The organism is Oleiharenicola sp. Vm1 (assembly GCF_047777955.1).
In the GTDB taxonomy this organism is placed as follows: Bacteria; Verrucomicrobiota; Verrucomicrobiia; order Opitutales; family Opitutaceae; genus Didemnitutus.
On record NZ_CP180537.1, the window covers coordinates 440109 to 456501 of the forward strand.

A 16393-nucleotide genomic window follows, 5' to 3' on the forward strand; every position below is an offset into this window, starting at 1 on the left:
GGCCCGCGCTACTCCTGGTCCTCGATGAAGTCGGAGTAGCGCGACGCGTGGTCGTGGTAGGCGCGGTTCCAGAACTGGCAGGCCGGGCCGTAGGTTTCCCGGCCGCGCGTCGCGCGGATGAAATAGGCCAGGCGGTTGAGGAACGCCCGCTCCTCCCGCTCGTTCTCCGGCGAGTAGACCAGCGCCCGGGCGCTCCACGCGTCCTGCAAGGCCCAGAGCGAATCGCGCCGCTCGTCCGCCGTCCGGGTGCGCAGCAGCGGGACCTCGATCGACCGCTCGGCGGGACGGAAGGCGAGGGCGGCGCCGACGAACGCGAGCACCCCCAGACCGCACCAGAATACCTTCGATCTCAACGCATGCACGGCGTCACCCTCCCAAGGCCGCCGGCGCCTGACGAGACGGCGGTGCGCCGCCGTCAGAGATTTACGGTTCGCTTACGCCGCCGGGCGCGCGCGGCGGGCCTACGGCTTCTTCGGCGCCGGCTTCTGCGCCTCGAACGTCACGTGGCGCGTGGCCTCCTCGATCTCCTTGAGGCCCTGCTCGAGCGCGGCGCGGTCCGCCGGCGTGTCCTTCACGACGGGCCGGCCGCTGGAAAAGTCGATCGCCTTGGCGTCGTGCTGTTCGAGGTCGATCGGGCGGCGGGCGCCGTCGTGACCACCGGCCCGAGGGTCCTTTCCGCCGCGGGCTGCGCGTGCCGTTCGGCGCGGCGTTCGCGCACATACCAGAGCACGAACGCCATCACGCCCACGAGCAGGACGAGCAGCACGACGATTTCCTTGGAGCGGCGCACGGGGAAAAGCTACGCGCGGGTCACCCCAGCGCCAGAGCAATCACGCCCGCCACCATGCCGCCGGCGGCGACGAGCCGGCGCGAGGCGTCGGCCTCGTTGAGCAGCCGCGCGCCGAAGAAGGTGCCGATGAGGATGCTGATCTCGCGCGCGGGCGCGATGTAGCTGACCGGCGTGAACGTCATGGCAAAGAGCACGAGGATGTAGGCCGTGGGTGCGAGGAAGGCCACGATGAACGCCTCGCGGCGGTGCTCGCGCCAGCCCTGGGCCACCTCCGACAGCCGCCGCAGCGCGAACGGGGTCAGCACCAGGCACATCACGAGCTGCGTGCCGCCGTCGTAGACCGGCGGCGGCAGGTGCAGCTGCGACACCGCGCGCTGGTCCCAGACGGTGTAGCCGGCGATGCAGCAGCCGCAGACGACGCCGTAGAGCAGCCCCTGCCGCAGGTGCGCGCGGTCGGCGTGGAGGAGCTTCGCGCCGCCGGTGAGGTAGAAGACGCTGGCGACGATCAGCGCCCCGCCGCCGAGCGCGAGCGCGCTGGGGCGCTCGCCGAAGAACGCGATGGCCGCGGCGGTCGAGAGCAGCGGCCCCGTGCCGCGCGCCAGCGGGTAGACGAGCGAGAAGTCGCCGTGGCGGTAGGCCCGCTGCAGCAGCAGGGCGTAGCCGGTCTTGATCAGCCCGCTGCCGAGGATCACGGGCAGCGCCTCCGGCGGCAGTGCGATCGGCCGCCAGAACCCATACGCGATCACCGCCGGCACGTAGCAGGCGAACGACAGCACGCCCGCCGACCACACGAAGGGCAGGCCGCCGCCGGAGCGCTTGGCCGCGAGGTTCCACGTTGCGTGGGCGAAGGCGGCGGCGAGGATGAGCGCGAGGGCGAGGGCGGACACGGCGGGCGATTCAGCGGGCGCCGGCGGGGCGCCGCGAACACAAAACGCCGTTGCGACCGGCACAGTCGCGCGCACGATGCGCGGTCCCATGGCAAGGCCGGCCCAAATCCTGCGCGAACTGCGCGCCACGCTCGCGCTGGCGTTCCCGATCGTGGTCGGCCAGGTGAGCCAGATGCTGATCGGCGTGACCGACAACGCCTTCATCGGCCGCGTCGGCCGCGCCGAGCTGGCGGCGGCGGCGTTCACGCACGGCGCCTTCGGCATCTTCTACGTGGTCGGCATCGGCCTGCTGCTCGGCGCCGGCGTGTTCGCCGCGCGCGACCACGGGGCGGGGGACGAGGCGGGCTGCGCGGCGTGGCTGCGGCACGGGCGCGCGCTGGCCGTCGCGGTCGGCCTCACGGCGTTCGTCCTCATGCTCGGCCTCGCGACCCAGCTGCACCGCTTCGGCCAGCCGCCCGAGGTGGTGGCGATCGTGCGGCCGTATTTCCTGCTCATCGGGCTGTCGTTTCTGCCGGCGCTGTTTTTTCAGGTGCAGCGGCAATTCTGCGAGTCGCTCAACCAGCCGTGGGTGCCGATGGGGCTGATGCTGGCCGACGTCGGTTTGAACGCGCTGCTGAACTGGATGCTCGTCTTCGGGCACCTCGGCGGGCCGGCGCTCGGCTTGGTCGGCTCCGGGATCGCGACGCTGCTCGCGCGCGTGGTGGCGGCGGTCGCGATTTACGCGTGGGTGCAGCGCGCGCCGGCCTTCGCCCGCGTGCGGGCGGCGGCGCACGGGGCTGGGAGCGCGCGCGTTTCGTCGAATTGCTGAAGCTCGGCGTGCCCGCGGGCGGGATGCTGCTGTTCGAGGGCGGCGCGTTCGCCATGGCGGCGCTGATGATGGGCTGGCTCGGCACCGTGCCGCTGGCGGCGCATCAGGTGGCGCTCGGCTGCGCGGCGCTCACGTTCATGTTTCCGCTCGGGCTGTCGACGGCGACGAGCCTGCGGATCAGCCAGGCGCGCGGCGAGGGCCGGCCGGATGCGGTGCGGGCCATCGGCTTCGGTTCGCTGGCGACCGGGGCGGTCGTGATGGGGACGTTCGCGCTGATTTTCGCGCTCGCGGGGCCGTGGATTGCCGCCGCGTTCACGCCCGCGACCGATGTGGCCGGGCTCGCGGCCCGGTTGCTGATCGTGGCGGCCATTTTCCAGCTGTTCGACGGCGCGCAGGTCATCGGGGCCGGCGCCCTGCGCGGCCTCACGGACGTCCGCGTGCCCACGGCGCTGACGTTCGTGGCGTATTGGGTGGTCGCGCTGCCGCTCGGTTACGGGCTGGCCTTCCACACGTCGCTGGGGCCGATCGGCGTGTGGACGGGCCTGGCGTGCGGGCTGGCCGGCGCGGCGCTCGCGCTCGGCGGCCGCTTCCACCGGCTCACGGCGCGCTGACTGCGGGCTCGAGCGCCTCGGCGAGCGCGGCGCATTCGCTCAGCAGTTGGAAATAGTAGCGGATCGCGGCGCCGAGCTGGGCGGTGAGCACGGTGAGACACTCCGTTTCGGTGGTGGCCGCACGCACGCGATCGGCGACGGTGCGCGGGGCGCCTGATTCGGCCAGCGGATCGTCGACGGTTGCGGCGGTCGCGAGCGCGTCGGTGAGGGCCTTGCGGGCTTCGGTCATCGCGCCGTCGTAGGCGATGATGAAGCGCGTGTCCTTGAGGAGCGCGGCGTGGTTCACGGCGAAAAGGCGCACGATCGCCTGGAGTTGGAGGAGCTGCGGCAGGTGGCCGTAGAGCGGCGAGAGGCTCGCGAACGTTTCGAGCAACACGCGGAGTCGCGCTGCTTCGGGCCGCGTGCTGTTTTCGTGGGCGAGGCGGGCGAACGCGCGCAGCCGGTGACGCACGCGGGTGGCGGTCTCGGTGAGGAGTCCGTCGTGTTCGAGGCGGGAGCGGAGCGCCTCGGCCTGTGCTTCGTCGAGCGCGAGGAGCGTCGAGGCTTTCAGGCGGAACGTGGCGGGTTTCACGCCGATGCCGCAATCGATGAAGCGGCGCGCGCCGGCGAGTTCGTGCAGGCGTTCGTAAGCCTGCGCGTCGACCTCGAGCGCGCGACGCAGGCGTTCGGCTTCGTCGGCGAACCACTTTGCGTGCTCCGCGCGCGTCGGGTGCAGGCCGGCGGCGCCGGGTGCGATTTCGGCGAGCGTGAGCAGGACAGGCCGGTCGAGCGCGATGGCGCCGCCGGTGAGGCGCTGCAGGGCGGTGGCGCGCGCATCGTCGCCAGCGATGCGTTGCGCGATTTCTTCGTCCGACAGCGACTGCGCTTGCGCGAGCCGATCGCCGACGGAGTGGCGGTAGAGCGCCGCGGTGACTTCACGGCTGCGGGCGGCGAAGTCGCGGAACAGCTTCGTCGCGGCGCCGTCGTGCGCGAGCACGCCGGGCGCGGCGAGGGCGCGGGCGCGTGCGATGCGGTCGCGCATGCACGGGTGCGTGTGGTGCCAGAGGGTTTTCTCCTCGGCTTGGGCCTTGGCGAAGGCGGTTTCGAGTTCCGCGGGCAGGCCGGAGCGGCGCAGCGTCACGACTTGGGCGAAGTCGGCGACGGCGCGTTTGTCGCGCCACCAGACGTTGATGTCGTCGGTCGCGCGCTGCTCCGCGAGGGCGAGGAGCGAGATGGCGTTGGCGGTGGCGGCGAACGACTCGGCGCCTTGCAGGTGCGCGGCGTAGTAGTCGGCGTCGAATTCCATCTGGCGCGACAGCCAGCAGCTGAGCGCGTGCGCGACGTAGAGGAGGCCGTGAAGAATTTTGCGGCTGACCCAGACGCCGCCGCGGGCGCACCAGAGCGGCGCGGCGAGCCGCCAGTCGTTGTTCTCGGAATTTTGGATCAGCCACGCGTCCCACTGGTCGCGGCCAAACACGACGTGCGCGAACCAGTCGTTGATGGTGCGGATCAGGAACTGCGAAAACATGCCCGTGCGCTGCGCGAAGTGCCCGAATTCGTGCGCGATGACGCCGCCGAGCTGTTGCACGGTCAGGCCGCGGATCAGCGGCGTGCCGAGCGTGAGCGCGAGGTCGCGCCGCCCGAGGCTGAGCCAGCCGCGCCGGAACGACGCGGAGGCGTTGACGGTGGCGTTGAGCTGGACCGACGCCGGCATCGCCACGCCGGTGCGCCGGCAGATTTGCGCGAGGAACTCGCGGAGCACGGGCTCTTGCGCGAGATCGACCGCGATCGGCTGACTCGACGGCGCGCGCGGCGCGAAGAACGGCTTGAAGAGGAACAGCACCGTGACGCCGCCGGTGATCGCGGGCGTCAGGTAGAGGAGGAGGCTCCAGATACTCGTGGAGTGCTTGAAAATCTCGAGCCCGGCGCCGAGCCACCACCAGACGCCCCACGCGGCGGCCGCGGCGACGGCCAGATAGACGAGTGGCAGCAACACCATCGCGGCCGCGGTGGCGACGAGCGCGACGCGGTAGGCGACGGAGAGCCGGGCGGGCGGAAACTCGCCGGTGAAATGACGCGCGATTGACGGGGCCAGCGCCTCGTCCGCCGCGGGAGACACGGTGACGGAAGACATGCGTGCGCTGGCCCAAGCGCGCCCGCAGCCAAGCCGAGCGCGTGGCGTGCTTCAAGCGCGTGTTCCGGCGCGAACACGCGGGGCAGCGGTTCGCCAAAATGTCATAACTGCGTCGCGCGATTTGTTTTTTCGGCAAAGCTGGGCATTTAGTTCGCCATGCAACTATTTTCTCCGCTCCGCCTCGGCGACCTCACCGTCCCGAACCGCATCTTCATGGCGCCGCTCACGCGCGTGCGCGCCGACGAGAACCACGTCGCCTCCGCTCTCATCGTCGAGCACTACCGCCAGCGCGCCAGCGGCGGCCTGCTGATCGCGGAGGCCACGATGGTCGATCCCGACGCGCGCGCGTTCGGCCTCGAGCCGGGCATCTACAGCGACGCGCACGCGGCGGGTTGGAAAAAGTCACCGACGCCGTCCACGCGGCGGGCGGGCGCATGGCGCTGCAGCTCTGGCACCCGGGCCGCGCGACGCACCAGGACCTGAATCACGGGAAGCAGCCCGTCTCGTCTTCGAACAAGCCGATCCGCGACGACGTGATCCACACCCCGAGCGGCAAGCAGGCGTATCCGGCGCCGCGGGCGCTGCGCACGGACGAGATCGCGGGCTACGTGGAGCTGTTCCGCCAGGGCGCGGTGCGCGCGCAGGCGGCTGGGTTCGACTTCGTGGAAATCCACGGCGCGCACGGCTACCTCATCGACCAATTCCTGCGCGATGGCGTGAACGACCGCACCGACCGCTACGGCGGCTCGCTGGAGAATCGCGCGCGGCTGCTCTTCGAGATCGTCGACGCCGCGACCGGCGTGCTCGGCGCGGCGCGGGTCGGCGTGCGCATTTCGCCGCTCGTGGGCTACAACGACATGGCGGACAGCAACGCGCCGGCGCTGGTGGAATACGTCGCGCGCGGCCTGCAGCAGCGCGGGGTGGCGTTCCTGCACCTGCGTGCGGCGAAGCACGACGCGCCCGCCGAGGTCGAGCTCGCGCGCATCGCGCGGAAAAACTACTCCGGCGTGCTCATCCGCAACGGCGGCTACACGCGCGACGCCGCCGAGGCGGACCTCCAGGCCGGCCTCGCGGACGCGGTGGCGTTCGGCCTGCCGTTCATCGCGAATCCCGACCTGCCCGCGCGTTTCGCGCGGAACGCACCGCTCAATTCCGTCGACATGACGACGCTCTACGCGCCGGGCCCGAAGGGCTACACGGACTACCCGGCGCTCGTCGGTTAGCCCGGATGGCAGCTGCGGGTCACCGAAGATAGGATGACGAAGAGGCCCCACCAGAGCCACCAGTTCGTGGCACCGCCGCCGCCGCCCCCGGCCGACGCTACGGAAGCCGAGCCAGACCAAAGCGGCAGGCGGCTGCGCACGCGCAGCCAGCGCACGTCGCCGTCCGCCCCGAGACGGGCGAGGGCCCGGCGGTAGAATTTCTTCAGCACGGGATCCTGGAGCACCGTGGCATTGCCCTTGGCCTCGTCCGCCAGCCGCTTGGCTCCGTCGCGGGCGGCGGCGGTCCGCTGCTCCGGAGCCGCGGTTTGCGTGGCGATCATCGCTTCGGTGAACACGCGCAGCGCGGCGTAGAAATCAGACGGGTTGCCGGCGCCGGCAGCGTCGAGCCGGGCGCGGGCGATTCCGGTCTCGCCGGCCAGGGCGTGTTCGCAGGCGCGGAGGAAGAGATGCTTGGCGTGGAGGTTGTCCGCCGGCGCGCGCAGAAGCTCATCGAGCAGCGCGCGTCCTCCCGGTCGCGGCCGGTGCCGAAGCAGGCGAGCATGAGATTGTGCAGCATCCACGGCTCGGGTTGCGGCGCACGCGTGGACCAGTCGTCCATCCAGCGCACGGCGTCGCCATAGCGGCCGACAGTGACGAGGGCGTAGCCGGCGAGGCTCCAGGTATGCGTGTGAGCGTGGAGGAATTTCCGCCCCAAGCGACAGACGAGGGCGAGCCGCCAGCTGCGCCGCTTCTCGGCCAGGTGGCTGAGGAGGGCGCCGCAGGCGTGCTGGCGGGGGCCGGCGGCCGGACGCGCGCGGTGCAGAAGCCACAGCGTCGGGAGCATCGCCGCGTAGTCGCGGGTCCGGAACCAGCTGGCACCCACCTCGGGCAGCACATCTTCGCGGGCCAGCAGCGGGTGCAGGGCGCGCTCGGTTTCCCGGCGCCAGCCGGCGGCCAGGAGCCGGTCCGTTGCGGTCTGGAGCCGGTCGGCGGCGTGCGTGGGCTGGCGGGCTAAGGCCTCGAGCAGCGGTGCGAGCTTGGTGCGGTCGCCGCGCACGATCGCGAGGCGCAGTTCTGCCAGGAGGCTGTCGGCCTTGGGAAAATGCGCATCGATGTGCCGCCAGACCCGGTTCGCCGCCTCGACCTCGGCGTCCTCGAGATGCATCTGCAGGAGTTCGAAGGCCCCGAAATCGTAGACCGGATCGCGGGCAATCGCGCGGGCGAAGGATTCCTTCGCTTCCCGGCGGCGCCCGGCCTTGCGATGCAACGCGGCGAGGTAGCCGTGCGGGATGGGCGAATCGGGGGCCAGCCAGGCCCAGCGTTCGGCCGCCGCCTGGGTCTCTGGGAGGTGGCCTCCGGCCCAATGCCACTCGGCGAGCTGGATCCAGCCCCAGACGTAGTCGGGATGCTCGGCGACGAGTCCCTCCATCAGCCGGATCGCCTCGTCGGTGCGTCCGTGCTGGTGCTCGATCCATGCGGCGCGGCCGCGCAGGAAGTGCGGGACGCGGTTGCCGAAGGCGGCGGGGCGGCAGCTCTCCAGCGCCTCGTCGAAGCGCCGGTGGTGGGCGAGCAGCTGGGCCCGCAGGTCCCAAGCCTCGTGGCTGGCGGGATCGAGCGTGGCGGCGCGGTCGAGGGCGCGGAGCGCCTCGTCGGGCGCGGGATCGGCGAAATGCAGCTGCGCGATCCGGAGCCAGAGCGCGGGCTCGCCGGCATGGGTCTGCGTGAGCTCGTCGGCGATGCGGCGCGGCAGGTCGGGCTGATCGGTCAGGCGGGCCCACTCGGCGAAGCGGTTCCAGGCCCAGTCGTAATCGACCCTCAAGCGCACCGCGCGCGTCATTGCCGCGACGGCCGCGTCCGGCTGCTTGCGCCGCCAGAGCAGGTCGGCCAGCCAGCCGTGGCTGAAGGGATCGATCGGATCGGCGGCGATGGCGCGCTCGATGGCGTGCCGGGCCTGGTCGAAGGCGAGAAGCCGCTCGTGGGTCGAGGCGAGGCGCCGGCTGACGAGACCCCATGCGGGGCTCAGGGCCAGCGCGCGCTCGAAGGCGACCACCGCCGCCGGGAAATCCTCACGGGCGTCGTGCACGACGCCGAGATCGAGCCAGGTGCGCGGGACGAGCGGGAAGCGTTCGGTGGCCCCGCGCGCGTGCGCGAGGGCCTCATCGAGGCGGCGGACGTCGACGAGGTTGTTGACCAGGGCGGACCACGACGACCAGCACTCCGGGCGCGCGGTGCGGAATTCGAGGAGCCGGGCGGTCAGTTCGTCGGCGGATAGCACCGTTCGTGCGGTAAGGCGGAATTGGTGGCACGCGCTCTCGATGGCCGGCTGCTGCAGGATCTCGCGCTGGAGAAATTGCACGGCCGCACGCCGCGCGGCGTAGTCGGCGCAGGTTCCGAGCAGGGGCTCGTAGAGCCAGTCGGCCTCGATCGAGAGCCGGAGCCCGGCGGCGTAGCTCTCGTGCGCCTCCTCGCGCCGGCCGAGCGACACGAGCACGTCGCCGCGCACGCCGTGGGAGACGGCCGCGCCGGGATCGATGCGCCGGGCGAGATCCGCGGCGACCAGCGCGTCGTCGAAGCGCACGAGCCGGCGGAGCGTCAGCGCCTTTTCGCGCAACGCCCAGGCGTCGACGGGGTCGAGGACGAGGACGCGGTCGATGGCGGCCAACGCGGCCTCGGCCGGCGCCTCACGCAGCCACTCGACGAGCAGGCGGGCGAGCGGGGCGTTATGCGGCAGTTCCCGGACGGCGGCCTGGAGATGCTCGAGGGCCGCGCCGCGTCCGGCGGTGAGCGCGAGCAGGCGGGCGACGGCGGCGTGCACGCCCTGGTCCGTGGGATCGGATTGCAGGAGTTCGCGCCAGAAGCCGAGGGCGGCGGCATGGTCCGTCCGGTAGCCGGCGATGCGGGCGGCGGTGCGGCACCAGGCCGGACGGGAGGCGCGTTCGCGGGCCGTCGCGAGGAGTTCGTCGGCGCGCGCATGATGGCCGGCGCGGGCGAAGGCGTCCGCGGCGAACAGCATCAGGTCGCCGTCGGCGGGGCGAAGGCGGCAGGCCTCCTCGAGGACAGCGAGGCCCTCGTCGGTGCGGTCGAGCAGGTCGAGGCACTGGTGGAGGGTTGAGGCGGGCTGGCTCGAGGCGGTGCCCCACGCGGCGTGGCGCCGGCGGAGGAGGTCGAGACATTCCCCGGTGCGGCCGACGTGCCTGCAGGCGCGGAAATATTCGGACCAGAGGTGCTCCGTCTTCTCGCCGAGCGTGGCGGCAAGGCGCGCGATGTCGGTGGCGGGGCCGGACTGTCCCTCTTCCCAAAGGAAGCGCGAGAAGGCGCGAAGGCCTGGGGCGTCGACCGGTTGGCGGCGGAGCAGGGCGCGCAGAAGGCGGCCGGCATGTGGTCGGGTGCGTGCGTCGCGAAGGAGTTCCTCGGCGTGTTCGCGGCGGAAGACCGGTGCGGCCCCGGCCGGCGCGCCGAGCTCGGCAACGAGTGCGCGCCGCTCGGCGGTGAAACCGAGGCGGCCGAGCAGATGCAGCTCGCGCAGGCGCCAGTTGTAGTCAGAGGGGAAGCGTTCGCGGATGCGCCGGAGCGAGGGAGCGCGACCGCCGGACGGCCATCGTAATGGGCGAGGTCGCAGGTGCCTTCCAGCGTGAGGCGGTGCTCGGGGAGCGACGGCGCAGCGCTTCGAGCGCGGCGGCGGCGGCGGCGCGGTCGTGCCGATGCAGGCTCCGGCGCAGGACGTGCAGCTGGTCGTAGAGCGCCGCGTCGGGCAGCTCGAGGCCGTCGAGCAGGCCGGCCCGGTCGCGCGGCAGGAGGAGCGAGCCGCGCGGGCCGTGGGCGGCGTAGCTCTCGAAAAGCTCGGAGCGTGCCACTCGGAGACGTCGCGCCGGTAGGGGTCGCGGATCAGGACGGTTTCGAGCGTGGCATCGTAGCCGACGACAGCCTGCATGTGCGCGCTCTCGGCCTCGGTCGTGACAATGGCGAAGGGACAGCCACGATCGAGCAGGGTGCGGGTCGTTGCCCAATCGACGGCGAATTCGCGGCAGATCCAGCCGGCGCTCTCGGCCCAGTGGCGTTCCTCGTGGTCGGGACTGCCGTCGTAGCAGATGACACGGGCGATCTCCGCCTGGTCGGCGGGCACGCCCCAAAATCGGCTGAGCGCGGCCAGGGTCGCGGGCGCGCAAGTCATGTGGTGCTGGCGCACGAAGCCGACAGGCAGCTGCACGCGCGGACCCGCCGGCTCGGGCAGCGATAGACGCGCGGCGACGAGGCGGTAATAGGCGGTGTCGACCCGCTGGGCCGCGCGCAGCGCGAGCCCGGATTGGCCGGTGCGGTGCGCGGCGTCGCAGCGGCGGGCGTTGATCCAGTCGCGCTGGGCGCGCTCGGCCAGCGGCAGTAGCTCGGCGATCCGGTCGAGGAGCGGCAAGGTTTCCGCATGGCGACCCTGCTCCTCGAGCGCGACGACGAGGGCCTGGGCGAGCGAGCCGGACTGGAGACGAGGCAAGGCGGACTGGAGCAAGGCGATCGCCTCGTCGTCGCGGTTGAGCGCCTGGAGATAGTGCGCCTCGGCGTGGAGGGCGGGGCGATACCACGGACGGAGGCGGGAGGCCTCGCGCGCCGCGGCGAGGGCGGCTTCGACGCGGTCCTCGCGCTCGAGCACGTAGCTTTTCTCGACCCAACCCCAGGCGTCGTCGGGAAAGCGGACCAGGACTTGCTCGACGAGGTCGTTGGCCGTCGAGAAATCGCGGTAGAGGCTCAGGGCGCGCGCCTCGAGCAAGCGCGTATGCGCCTGTGTGAGCGTAGCCGGCTCCGCGGGCCGCGAGCGCGCGCGGAGGAAGTGCAGGGTCTCGAGCGGCCCGTGCTTGTTCCAGCGTCGCTGGGCGAAGTAGTAGACCGCGTCCTCGTCCTCCGGTGCGATGCGGTAGGCGCGCGTGTGGAGGCGGTCGGAGAGCGTGGAGTCGCCGAGGACGTGAGCCAGACGGCCGCCGAGGAGCAGGGCGGGCACGGAGACGCGCCAGTCGGCGAGCGGGGCGAAGCGGGCGAGGGATTGGTGTGCGTCGAGATGCCGGCCGGCGTCGTAGAGGTCATGAAGCTCGCGGAGCGCAGGGGCGTCAGGCTCGCGGGGAAGGGAGACGGCGCCGGCGACAAGCCCGCCGGCAGGAACGGTGTTCATGCGAAAGGACGCCGGGCCCAGCGGCGAAACGTCCCGCAAGCGAACGCGAGCGCGCGCTACTTGTCGAGCCGTTGTCGCAGCGTCGCCAGGTCGAGGCCGTCGATGCGGACGACCTTCTGGCGCGACTTGTCGCCGCGCACGAGCGTCACGGCGCGGCGCGGCACGCCGAGCGCGTCGGCGAGGAATTCGCAGAGCTCCTCGTTGGCGCGGCCCTCGAGCGCGGGGGCGTGCACCTTCACCTTGAGCGCGGCGCCGAGCCAGCCGGCGACCGCGCTGCGCGGCGCGTTGGGCACGGCCTTGATCTCGAGCGTGCAACTCGGGGCGGGAGCGCGGGGAGCGGGGGCGGCCATGACGGCTCGAGTCGTGGCGCGCGCGGGCGCTTTCCGCAAGCGCGGCGCGGCGGCGCCGCCGGTGCCCGCGGCGAAAGCGGAGAAAATGTCATAGGCGCGGCGCGAAATTTCGCCCGGCTGCGCAAACGTTTCGCCGCGGATTCGTCACGTCGCGCCCGGCCGGTTGGCACGGGGGCTGCATTTCTCCGGGCGTTCTTTGGCAGTCCGCCTGAGGAGTCAGTTTCACGGTGTTATCACTACCCCGCGTCCCCAAAACGCGGCTTTCGCGCGCGAGCGGCCGGATCGGCCGGCGCGGCGCAAACACCCGGCGCAGTGCCGGGTGCCGGACAGAGAAACCAGCAAAACAGAAAGACACCCTACCATGAAAAACGTGATCAAACTGATCCTCGCTAGCAGCCTGCTCGCGTCCTTCGCCCTCGCGAAGTCGACCGAGGAGGCATACGTCGAGTCCTACGCCGGACGCGCCGATGTGCCCGTGCCGATCGCGGTCGTGAAGCCCGTGATCGATCCCGGCTACGTCGGGGCCGAAGTGCGTTTGAGCTTCGTCATCGAAGCGGACGGCACGCCGAAGGAGATCTATGCTCCGGCGGAAGCCGACCGCGACCTGGTGAAGCAGCTCTCGCGGGCCGTGGCGCAGTGGAAATTCAAGCCGCTGACGCGTGACGGTGCCGTGGTGCGCACTCGCGTGGTGCTGCCGATCCGCATCGAGGATGCGGACGCTGCGACGGTTGCGCAGCGCTGATACCCCTTCCCCAAGGCCGCCTCCCTCCCCGGAGGCGGCCTTTTTCTTGGGGTGCGGGCGCGACGGGCCTATTTCTTCGGCGCGGGGACGTCTTCCTCGACGACGCGCAGCTCGCCCGGGGTGGCGCGGCCGGTGCGGTCGGTGAAGCGGGCCTTGCCGGGCAGGGTCTCGCCGAAGAACGGCGCGGCCTTCGCGATCATGGCGGACGCGACGTCGGAGAACTTGGCCCGGTCGCGCTGGCGCACGGCGATGAAGGTCGTCCATGCGCGCGGCGCGCGGTTGCCCTTGGCCTTGAGCGTGGCGACCTCGAAGGCGTCGACCACCACGAGGAAATAATCCTCGGTGGGCACGCCGCCGATCAGGCGGTCCGCCAGGCCCTCGGCGTCGCTGTTCGGATACATCTCCGCGAGCGTCTGCTCGGTCTGGCGGAGGGCGGACTCGTCGCCGCCGGCGCGGTCGTCCCAGGCGGTGGCGGCCGCGAGCGAGGAGCCGCGCTGGCGCGGCACGAGGCCGTGCTTCCACTCGAGGTTGCCCTCGCGCACGAACGGGTCGCGCCAGCGGCGTCCGCCGAAGCTGACGCGGAGCACGAGGTCGACTTTCGCCGTGTCGAAGGTGTTGCGCAGGTTCTTCGTCGCGAGGGCGGGGACGAGGAGCTTGCAGACGTCCTCGTATTTCAGGTCGGCCTCGTAGATCTCGCCCGGGAGGAACTGGTAGAGCTGCGCGGGCCGCTCGCGCGGGGGCGGCGCGGGCACGTCGGTGGCGTCCGCGGGCCGGCGAAACAGCTTCTCCAGCACCTCGGGCGGGGTGTGGGCGTAGTTGGCGGCGGAGACGACGATCTCGTGGGGCGGCGCCGGCTGGGCCGCCCGTGCGCCGGACGGCAGCAGGAGCAGGGCGGACAGGACGGCGAGCGAGGCGCGGGGCGGCATCGGGGGCACGACGGATAACACCAGAAGCGGAGGCACAGTTACGCGAATTTTCCCCCGCCGGCAGGCCAAAAACCGCGCGACCGGCGGGAAACGGTTTGCGAACCCGGCCGCCCTCGCGACCCTACGCGCATGAAATTGCTTTCTTGGAACGTCAACGGCGTGCGCGCCGCCATGAAAAAAGGTCTGCTCGACTGGATGGCCGCCTCGAAGGCCGACGTGATCTGTCTCCAGGAAACCAAGGCGCATCCCGGCGACGTGCAGCACGTCGAATGGCCCGCCGGCTACCGCGCGCACTGGAATTCCGCGCTCAAGAAGGGCTACTCCGGCACCGTCGTCTTCTCGCGCGAGGCGCCGCTCAAGGTCAGCGACGGCATCGGCCTCGACGCCCACGACCAGGAGGGCCGCGTGATCACGGCGGAGTATGCGGACTTCTTCCTCGTGAACGTCTACCAGCCCAACTCGCAGCGCGGCCTCACCCGGCTCGACTACCGCACCCGGGAGTGGGACCCGGCGTTCCTGAAATTTCTCCAGAAGCTAGAGAAGAAGAAGCCCGTGGTCTTCTGCGGCGACCTCAACGTCGCGCACCAGGAGATCGACCTGAAGAACCCGAAGTCGAACCGCCGCAACGCCGGCTTCACCGACGAGGAGCGCGCGAACTTCAGCGCGCTGCTCGCCGCCGGGTTCGTCGACACCTTCCGCGCGTTCGAGCCGGGCCCCGACCACTACACGTGGTGGAGCCAGATGATGAACTGCCGCGCGCGGAACATCGGGTGGCGCGTCGACTACTTCGTCGCCTCGACCGCGCTGCAGAAGCGCCTGAAGCGCGCCTGGATCGAGCCGCAGGTGCTCGGCAGCGACCACTGCCCGGTGGGCCTGGAGCTGGCGTGACGGCGCGGAAGCCCAACCGCGCGCCGTTGCCGCCGGCGCTCCGCCTCGCCCGCTCGGGCCTGCACGGCATCGGGGTGTTCGCCCGCGACTTCATCCCCGCGGGCGAGCGCGTGCTCGAATACGTCGGCGAGCGCATCACCAAGGCCGAGGCCCGCCGCCGCGAGGAGGCCCGGCGCGGGCGCGCCGCGGCCGGGGCCGACGCGTGCGTCTACATCTTCGAGCTCAACCGCCGCTTCGACCTCGACGGCGACGTGCCGGGCAATCCCGCGCGCCGCATCAACCACTCCTGCGCGCCGAACTGCGAGGCGCAGTCCGACGGCCGCCGCGTGTGGATCGTCGCGCAGCGCGACCTCGCGCCGGGCGAGGAGCTGACCTACGACTACGGTTTCCGCGTCAGCGACGCGCGCCGGCACCCCTGCCGCTGCGGCGCGCCGGAGTGCGTGGGCTTCATCGTCGCCCGCGGGCAGCGCTGGCGGTTCCGCCGCGCCGCCGGAGCCTGAAGCGCGGCGTTGCCACGCGGCCGCCACCGGCCCAGCGTGCCGCACATGAACCTCACGCTGGCGGAAGAACTCAAGAAACTGCTCGGGAAGAAGCCGCGACTGACGGTGGCCGTGGCGGAAAGCCTGACGGCCGGCCGCGTGCAGGCGCTGATCGCGAGCGCGAGCGGGGCCTCGGACTATTTCCTCGGCGGCCTCACCGCCTACTCGCTCGACCAGAAGGTGCGGCAGCTCGGCGTGACGCGCGCCCACGCGCGGAAATGCCACTGCGTCTCGCAACAGGTGGCGGTGGAGATGGCGGTGGGGGCGTGCCAGGTGTTCGGCTCCGACCTCGCGCTGTCGACGACCGGTTACGCGGAGCCGTCGCGGGCCGACGGCGTCAAGGACCCGATGGCGTGGTGGGCGCTGGCGCACGTGAAGCGCGGCGGGAAGATCGCGGTCGTTTCCGGCACGGTGGAACTGCCCGGCGCCAGCCGCCTCGAGGCCCAGCAGCGCGTGGCCGAGACGGTGGTGGGCGTGCTCGTGGCGCACCTGCGGGGATTGCGCGCGGGGAAGTGAGGCGCGCGGTGCCGCCGGCGGCCGCCCAAAACAAAACCCGCCGGGGAGCCGGCGGGTCGGGTGATCCGGGAAATGGCGGCGCGCTCAGCGGCTGGTGAGGCGTGCCACGTAATCCATGATGAAGCGCGTCTCGGCCGGGGGCGTGGTCCAGTCGGAGAAGAGCAGCTCGGGGAGGCGGTTGTTGGTGTTGTAGAACACGCGGTTGGCCTCGTCGTTGGGCTGCATGAAGCCGGTCTTGATCGCCGCGCCGAGGTAGTAGCCTTCCTGGAGCGAGTAGGCGAGGACCTGGGCGCCCTCGACCAGCTGCTTGGTGACGGCCTCGCGCTCGCCGCCGCGGACGCCGGCCTGGGCCTTGGCCTCGGCGCCGAAGTTGAAGCGGCTCTTGAGGAGGAGGCGGGCGGTGGAGTCGTCGAGGAGGACGAGGACGGTGTTGACGGCCTTCACACCGGCCTGGAGGCCGAAGGAGGCTTCGCCGGCGCGGAGGAAGACGGGGATCGACCACTTGCCGTTCGGGCGGCGGACGAGGGCGACCGCGTAGCCGTCCTTGATGCCGAGGAAGAGGCCGGCCTGCACCTGGTTGATGATGACGATGCCCTGGGCGCGGCGGAGGACCTCGGCCGGGATGGCGGTCTTGGTGCTCGACTGGAGGTCTTGCAGGATGGCCTCGCAGGTGTCGAGACGCTCGACGAGCGTCTCGCGCTTGATGTTGACGGCGTGGGCGGAGACCGCGGCGGCCAACGTGGCGAGGAGGACAAAGGCGTTGAGAAGCTTCTTCATGTTGCTTGGTCGGGGCGGCCTATGCGGCCGGATGAGGGACGGTTAAACACAATCGCAGAAGGAATGAAAGCGAAGATTGGGAGTGGTTC

General features: G+C 71.6%; 15 protein-coding genes and 1 pseudogene. 7 read left to right on the plus strand and 9 right to left on the minus strand.

Features of this window, described 5'->3' with window-relative positions; genetic code table 11:
• Positions 1-8: 8 nt before the first annotated feature.
• The 3 genes from ACMYLB_RS02875 to ACMYLB_RS02885 form a co-directional block, all read right to left on the minus strand.
• Positions 9-320, minus strand: a complete 312-nt coding sequence (locus ACMYLB_RS02875; RefSeq protein WP_415909474.1) for a hypothetical protein — start codon at positions 318-320, stop codon at positions 9-11.
• 251 nt (positions 321-571) lie between these two features.
• Positions 572-790: a hypothetical protein gene (locus ACMYLB_RS02880; protein WP_415909475.1), complete on the minus strand. Its 219-nt coding sequence runs from the start codon at positions 788-790 to the stop codon at positions 572-574.
• 20 nt (positions 791-810) lie between these two features.
• The gene (locus tag ACMYLB_RS02885; RefSeq protein ID WP_415909476.1) at positions 811-1677 is read right to left on the minus strand and encodes an EamA family transporter; all 867 of its coding nucleotides are present in this window, start codon (positions 1675-1677) and stop codon (positions 811-813) included.
• A gap of 76 nt (positions 1678-1753) precedes the next feature.
• On the opposite strand from ACMYLB_RS02885, the gene ACMYLB_RS02890 reads away from it, so the two are divergent.
• Together ACMYLB_RS02890 and ACMYLB_RS02895 are read left to right on the plus strand one after the other, a co-directional pair.
• Positions 1754-2485, plus strand: coding sequence for an MATE family efflux transporter (locus ACMYLB_RS02890; protein WP_415909477.1), 732 nt, complete (start codon positions 1754-1756; stop codon positions 2483-2485).
• Positions 2479-3096 carry an MATE family efflux transporter gene (locus ACMYLB_RS02895; protein ID WP_415909478.1) on the plus strand — a complete coding sequence of 206 codons (618 nt, stop codon included), beginning with the start codon at positions 2479-2481 and terminating at the stop codon, positions 3094-3096. The genes ACMYLB_RS02890 and ACMYLB_RS02895 overlap by 7 nt, the downstream gene beginning before the upstream one ends.
• Here ACMYLB_RS02895 and ACMYLB_RS02900 read toward each other — a convergent pair.
• The gene (locus tag ACMYLB_RS02900) at positions 3083-5209 is read right to left on the minus strand and encodes a M48 family metalloprotease (RefSeq protein WP_415909479.1); all 2127 of its coding nucleotides are present in this window, start codon (positions 5207-5209) and stop codon (positions 3083-3085) included. The genes ACMYLB_RS02895 and ACMYLB_RS02900 overlap by 14 nt on opposite strands.
• A 156-nt stretch (positions 5210-5365) precedes the next feature.
• Here ACMYLB_RS02900 and ACMYLB_RS02905 point away from each other — a divergent pair.
• Positions 5366-6432: pseudogene (locus ACMYLB_RS02905) on the plus strand (alkene reductase).
• On the opposite strand, the gene ACMYLB_RS02910 reads toward ACMYLB_RS02905, so the two are convergent.
• From ACMYLB_RS02910 to ACMYLB_RS02920, 3 genes are read right to left on the minus strand one after another with little or no spacing between them, the layout of a single operon-like run.
• On the minus strand, positions 6429-6752 hold the full coding sequence (locus ACMYLB_RS02910) for a hypothetical protein (protein ID WP_415909480.1): 324 nt from the start codon (positions 6750-6752) through the stop codon (positions 6429-6431). The pseudogene ACMYLB_RS02905 and the gene ACMYLB_RS02910 sit on opposite strands and share 4 nt — an antisense overlap.
• Entirely contained in the window at positions 6749-11566 is a 4818-nt protein-coding gene (locus tag ACMYLB_RS02915; RefSeq protein ID WP_415909481.1) for a tetratricopeptide repeat protein, read from the minus strand. Before ACMYLB_RS02915 ends, ACMYLB_RS02910 begins: the two co-directional genes overlap by 4 nt.
• 56 nt (positions 11567-11622) lie before the next feature.
• A complete protein-coding gene (locus ACMYLB_RS02920; RefSeq protein ID WP_415909482.1) occupies positions 11623-11916 on the minus strand; it encodes a DUF167 domain-containing protein in 294 nt (97 codons plus the stop codon).
• 361 nt (positions 11917-12277) lie between these two features.
• On the opposite strand from ACMYLB_RS02920, the gene ACMYLB_RS02925 reads away from it, so the two are divergent.
• A complete protein-coding gene (locus tag ACMYLB_RS02925; RefSeq protein ID WP_415909483.1) occupies positions 12278-12658 on the plus strand; it encodes an energy transducer TonB in 381 nt (126 codons plus the stop codon).
• Positions 12659-12726: 68 nt separating this feature from the next.
• Here the strand turns inward: ACMYLB_RS02925 and ACMYLB_RS02930 are convergent, their stop codons facing one another.
• Entirely contained in the window at positions 12727-13584 is an 858-nt protein-coding gene (locus ACMYLB_RS02930) for a hypothetical protein (RefSeq protein WP_415909484.1), read from the minus strand.
• 129 nt (positions 13585-13713) lie between these two features.
• Between ACMYLB_RS02930 and ACMYLB_RS02935 the strand changes: the two genes are divergently transcribed.
• From ACMYLB_RS02935 to ACMYLB_RS02945, 3 genes are read left to right on the plus strand one after another with little or no spacing between them, the layout of a single operon-like run.
• Positions 13714-14472, plus strand: coding sequence for an exodeoxyribonuclease III (locus tag ACMYLB_RS02935; RefSeq protein ID WP_415909485.1), 759 nt, complete (start codon positions 13714-13716; stop codon positions 14470-14472).
• Positions 14469-14972 carry an SET domain-containing protein gene (locus ACMYLB_RS02940; protein WP_415909486.1) on the plus strand — a complete coding sequence of 168 codons (504 nt, stop codon included), beginning with the start codon at positions 14469-14471 and terminating at the stop codon, positions 14970-14972. Before ACMYLB_RS02935 ends, ACMYLB_RS02940 begins: the two co-directional genes overlap by 4 nt.
• Positions 14973-15017: 45 nt before the next feature.
• The gene (locus tag ACMYLB_RS02945; RefSeq protein ID WP_415909487.1) at positions 15018-15527 is read left to right on the plus strand and encodes a CinA family protein; all 510 of its coding nucleotides are present in this window, start codon (positions 15018-15020) and stop codon (positions 15525-15527) included.
• An 84-nt stretch (positions 15528-15611) separates the two neighbouring features.
• On the opposite strand, the gene ACMYLB_RS02950 is transcribed toward ACMYLB_RS02945, so the two are convergent.
• Positions 15612-16304: a lipid-binding SYLF domain-containing protein gene (locus ACMYLB_RS02950; protein WP_415909488.1), complete on the minus strand. Its 693-nt coding sequence runs from the start codon at positions 16302-16304 to the stop codon at positions 15612-15614.
• Positions 16305-16393: the final 89 nt, after the last annotated feature.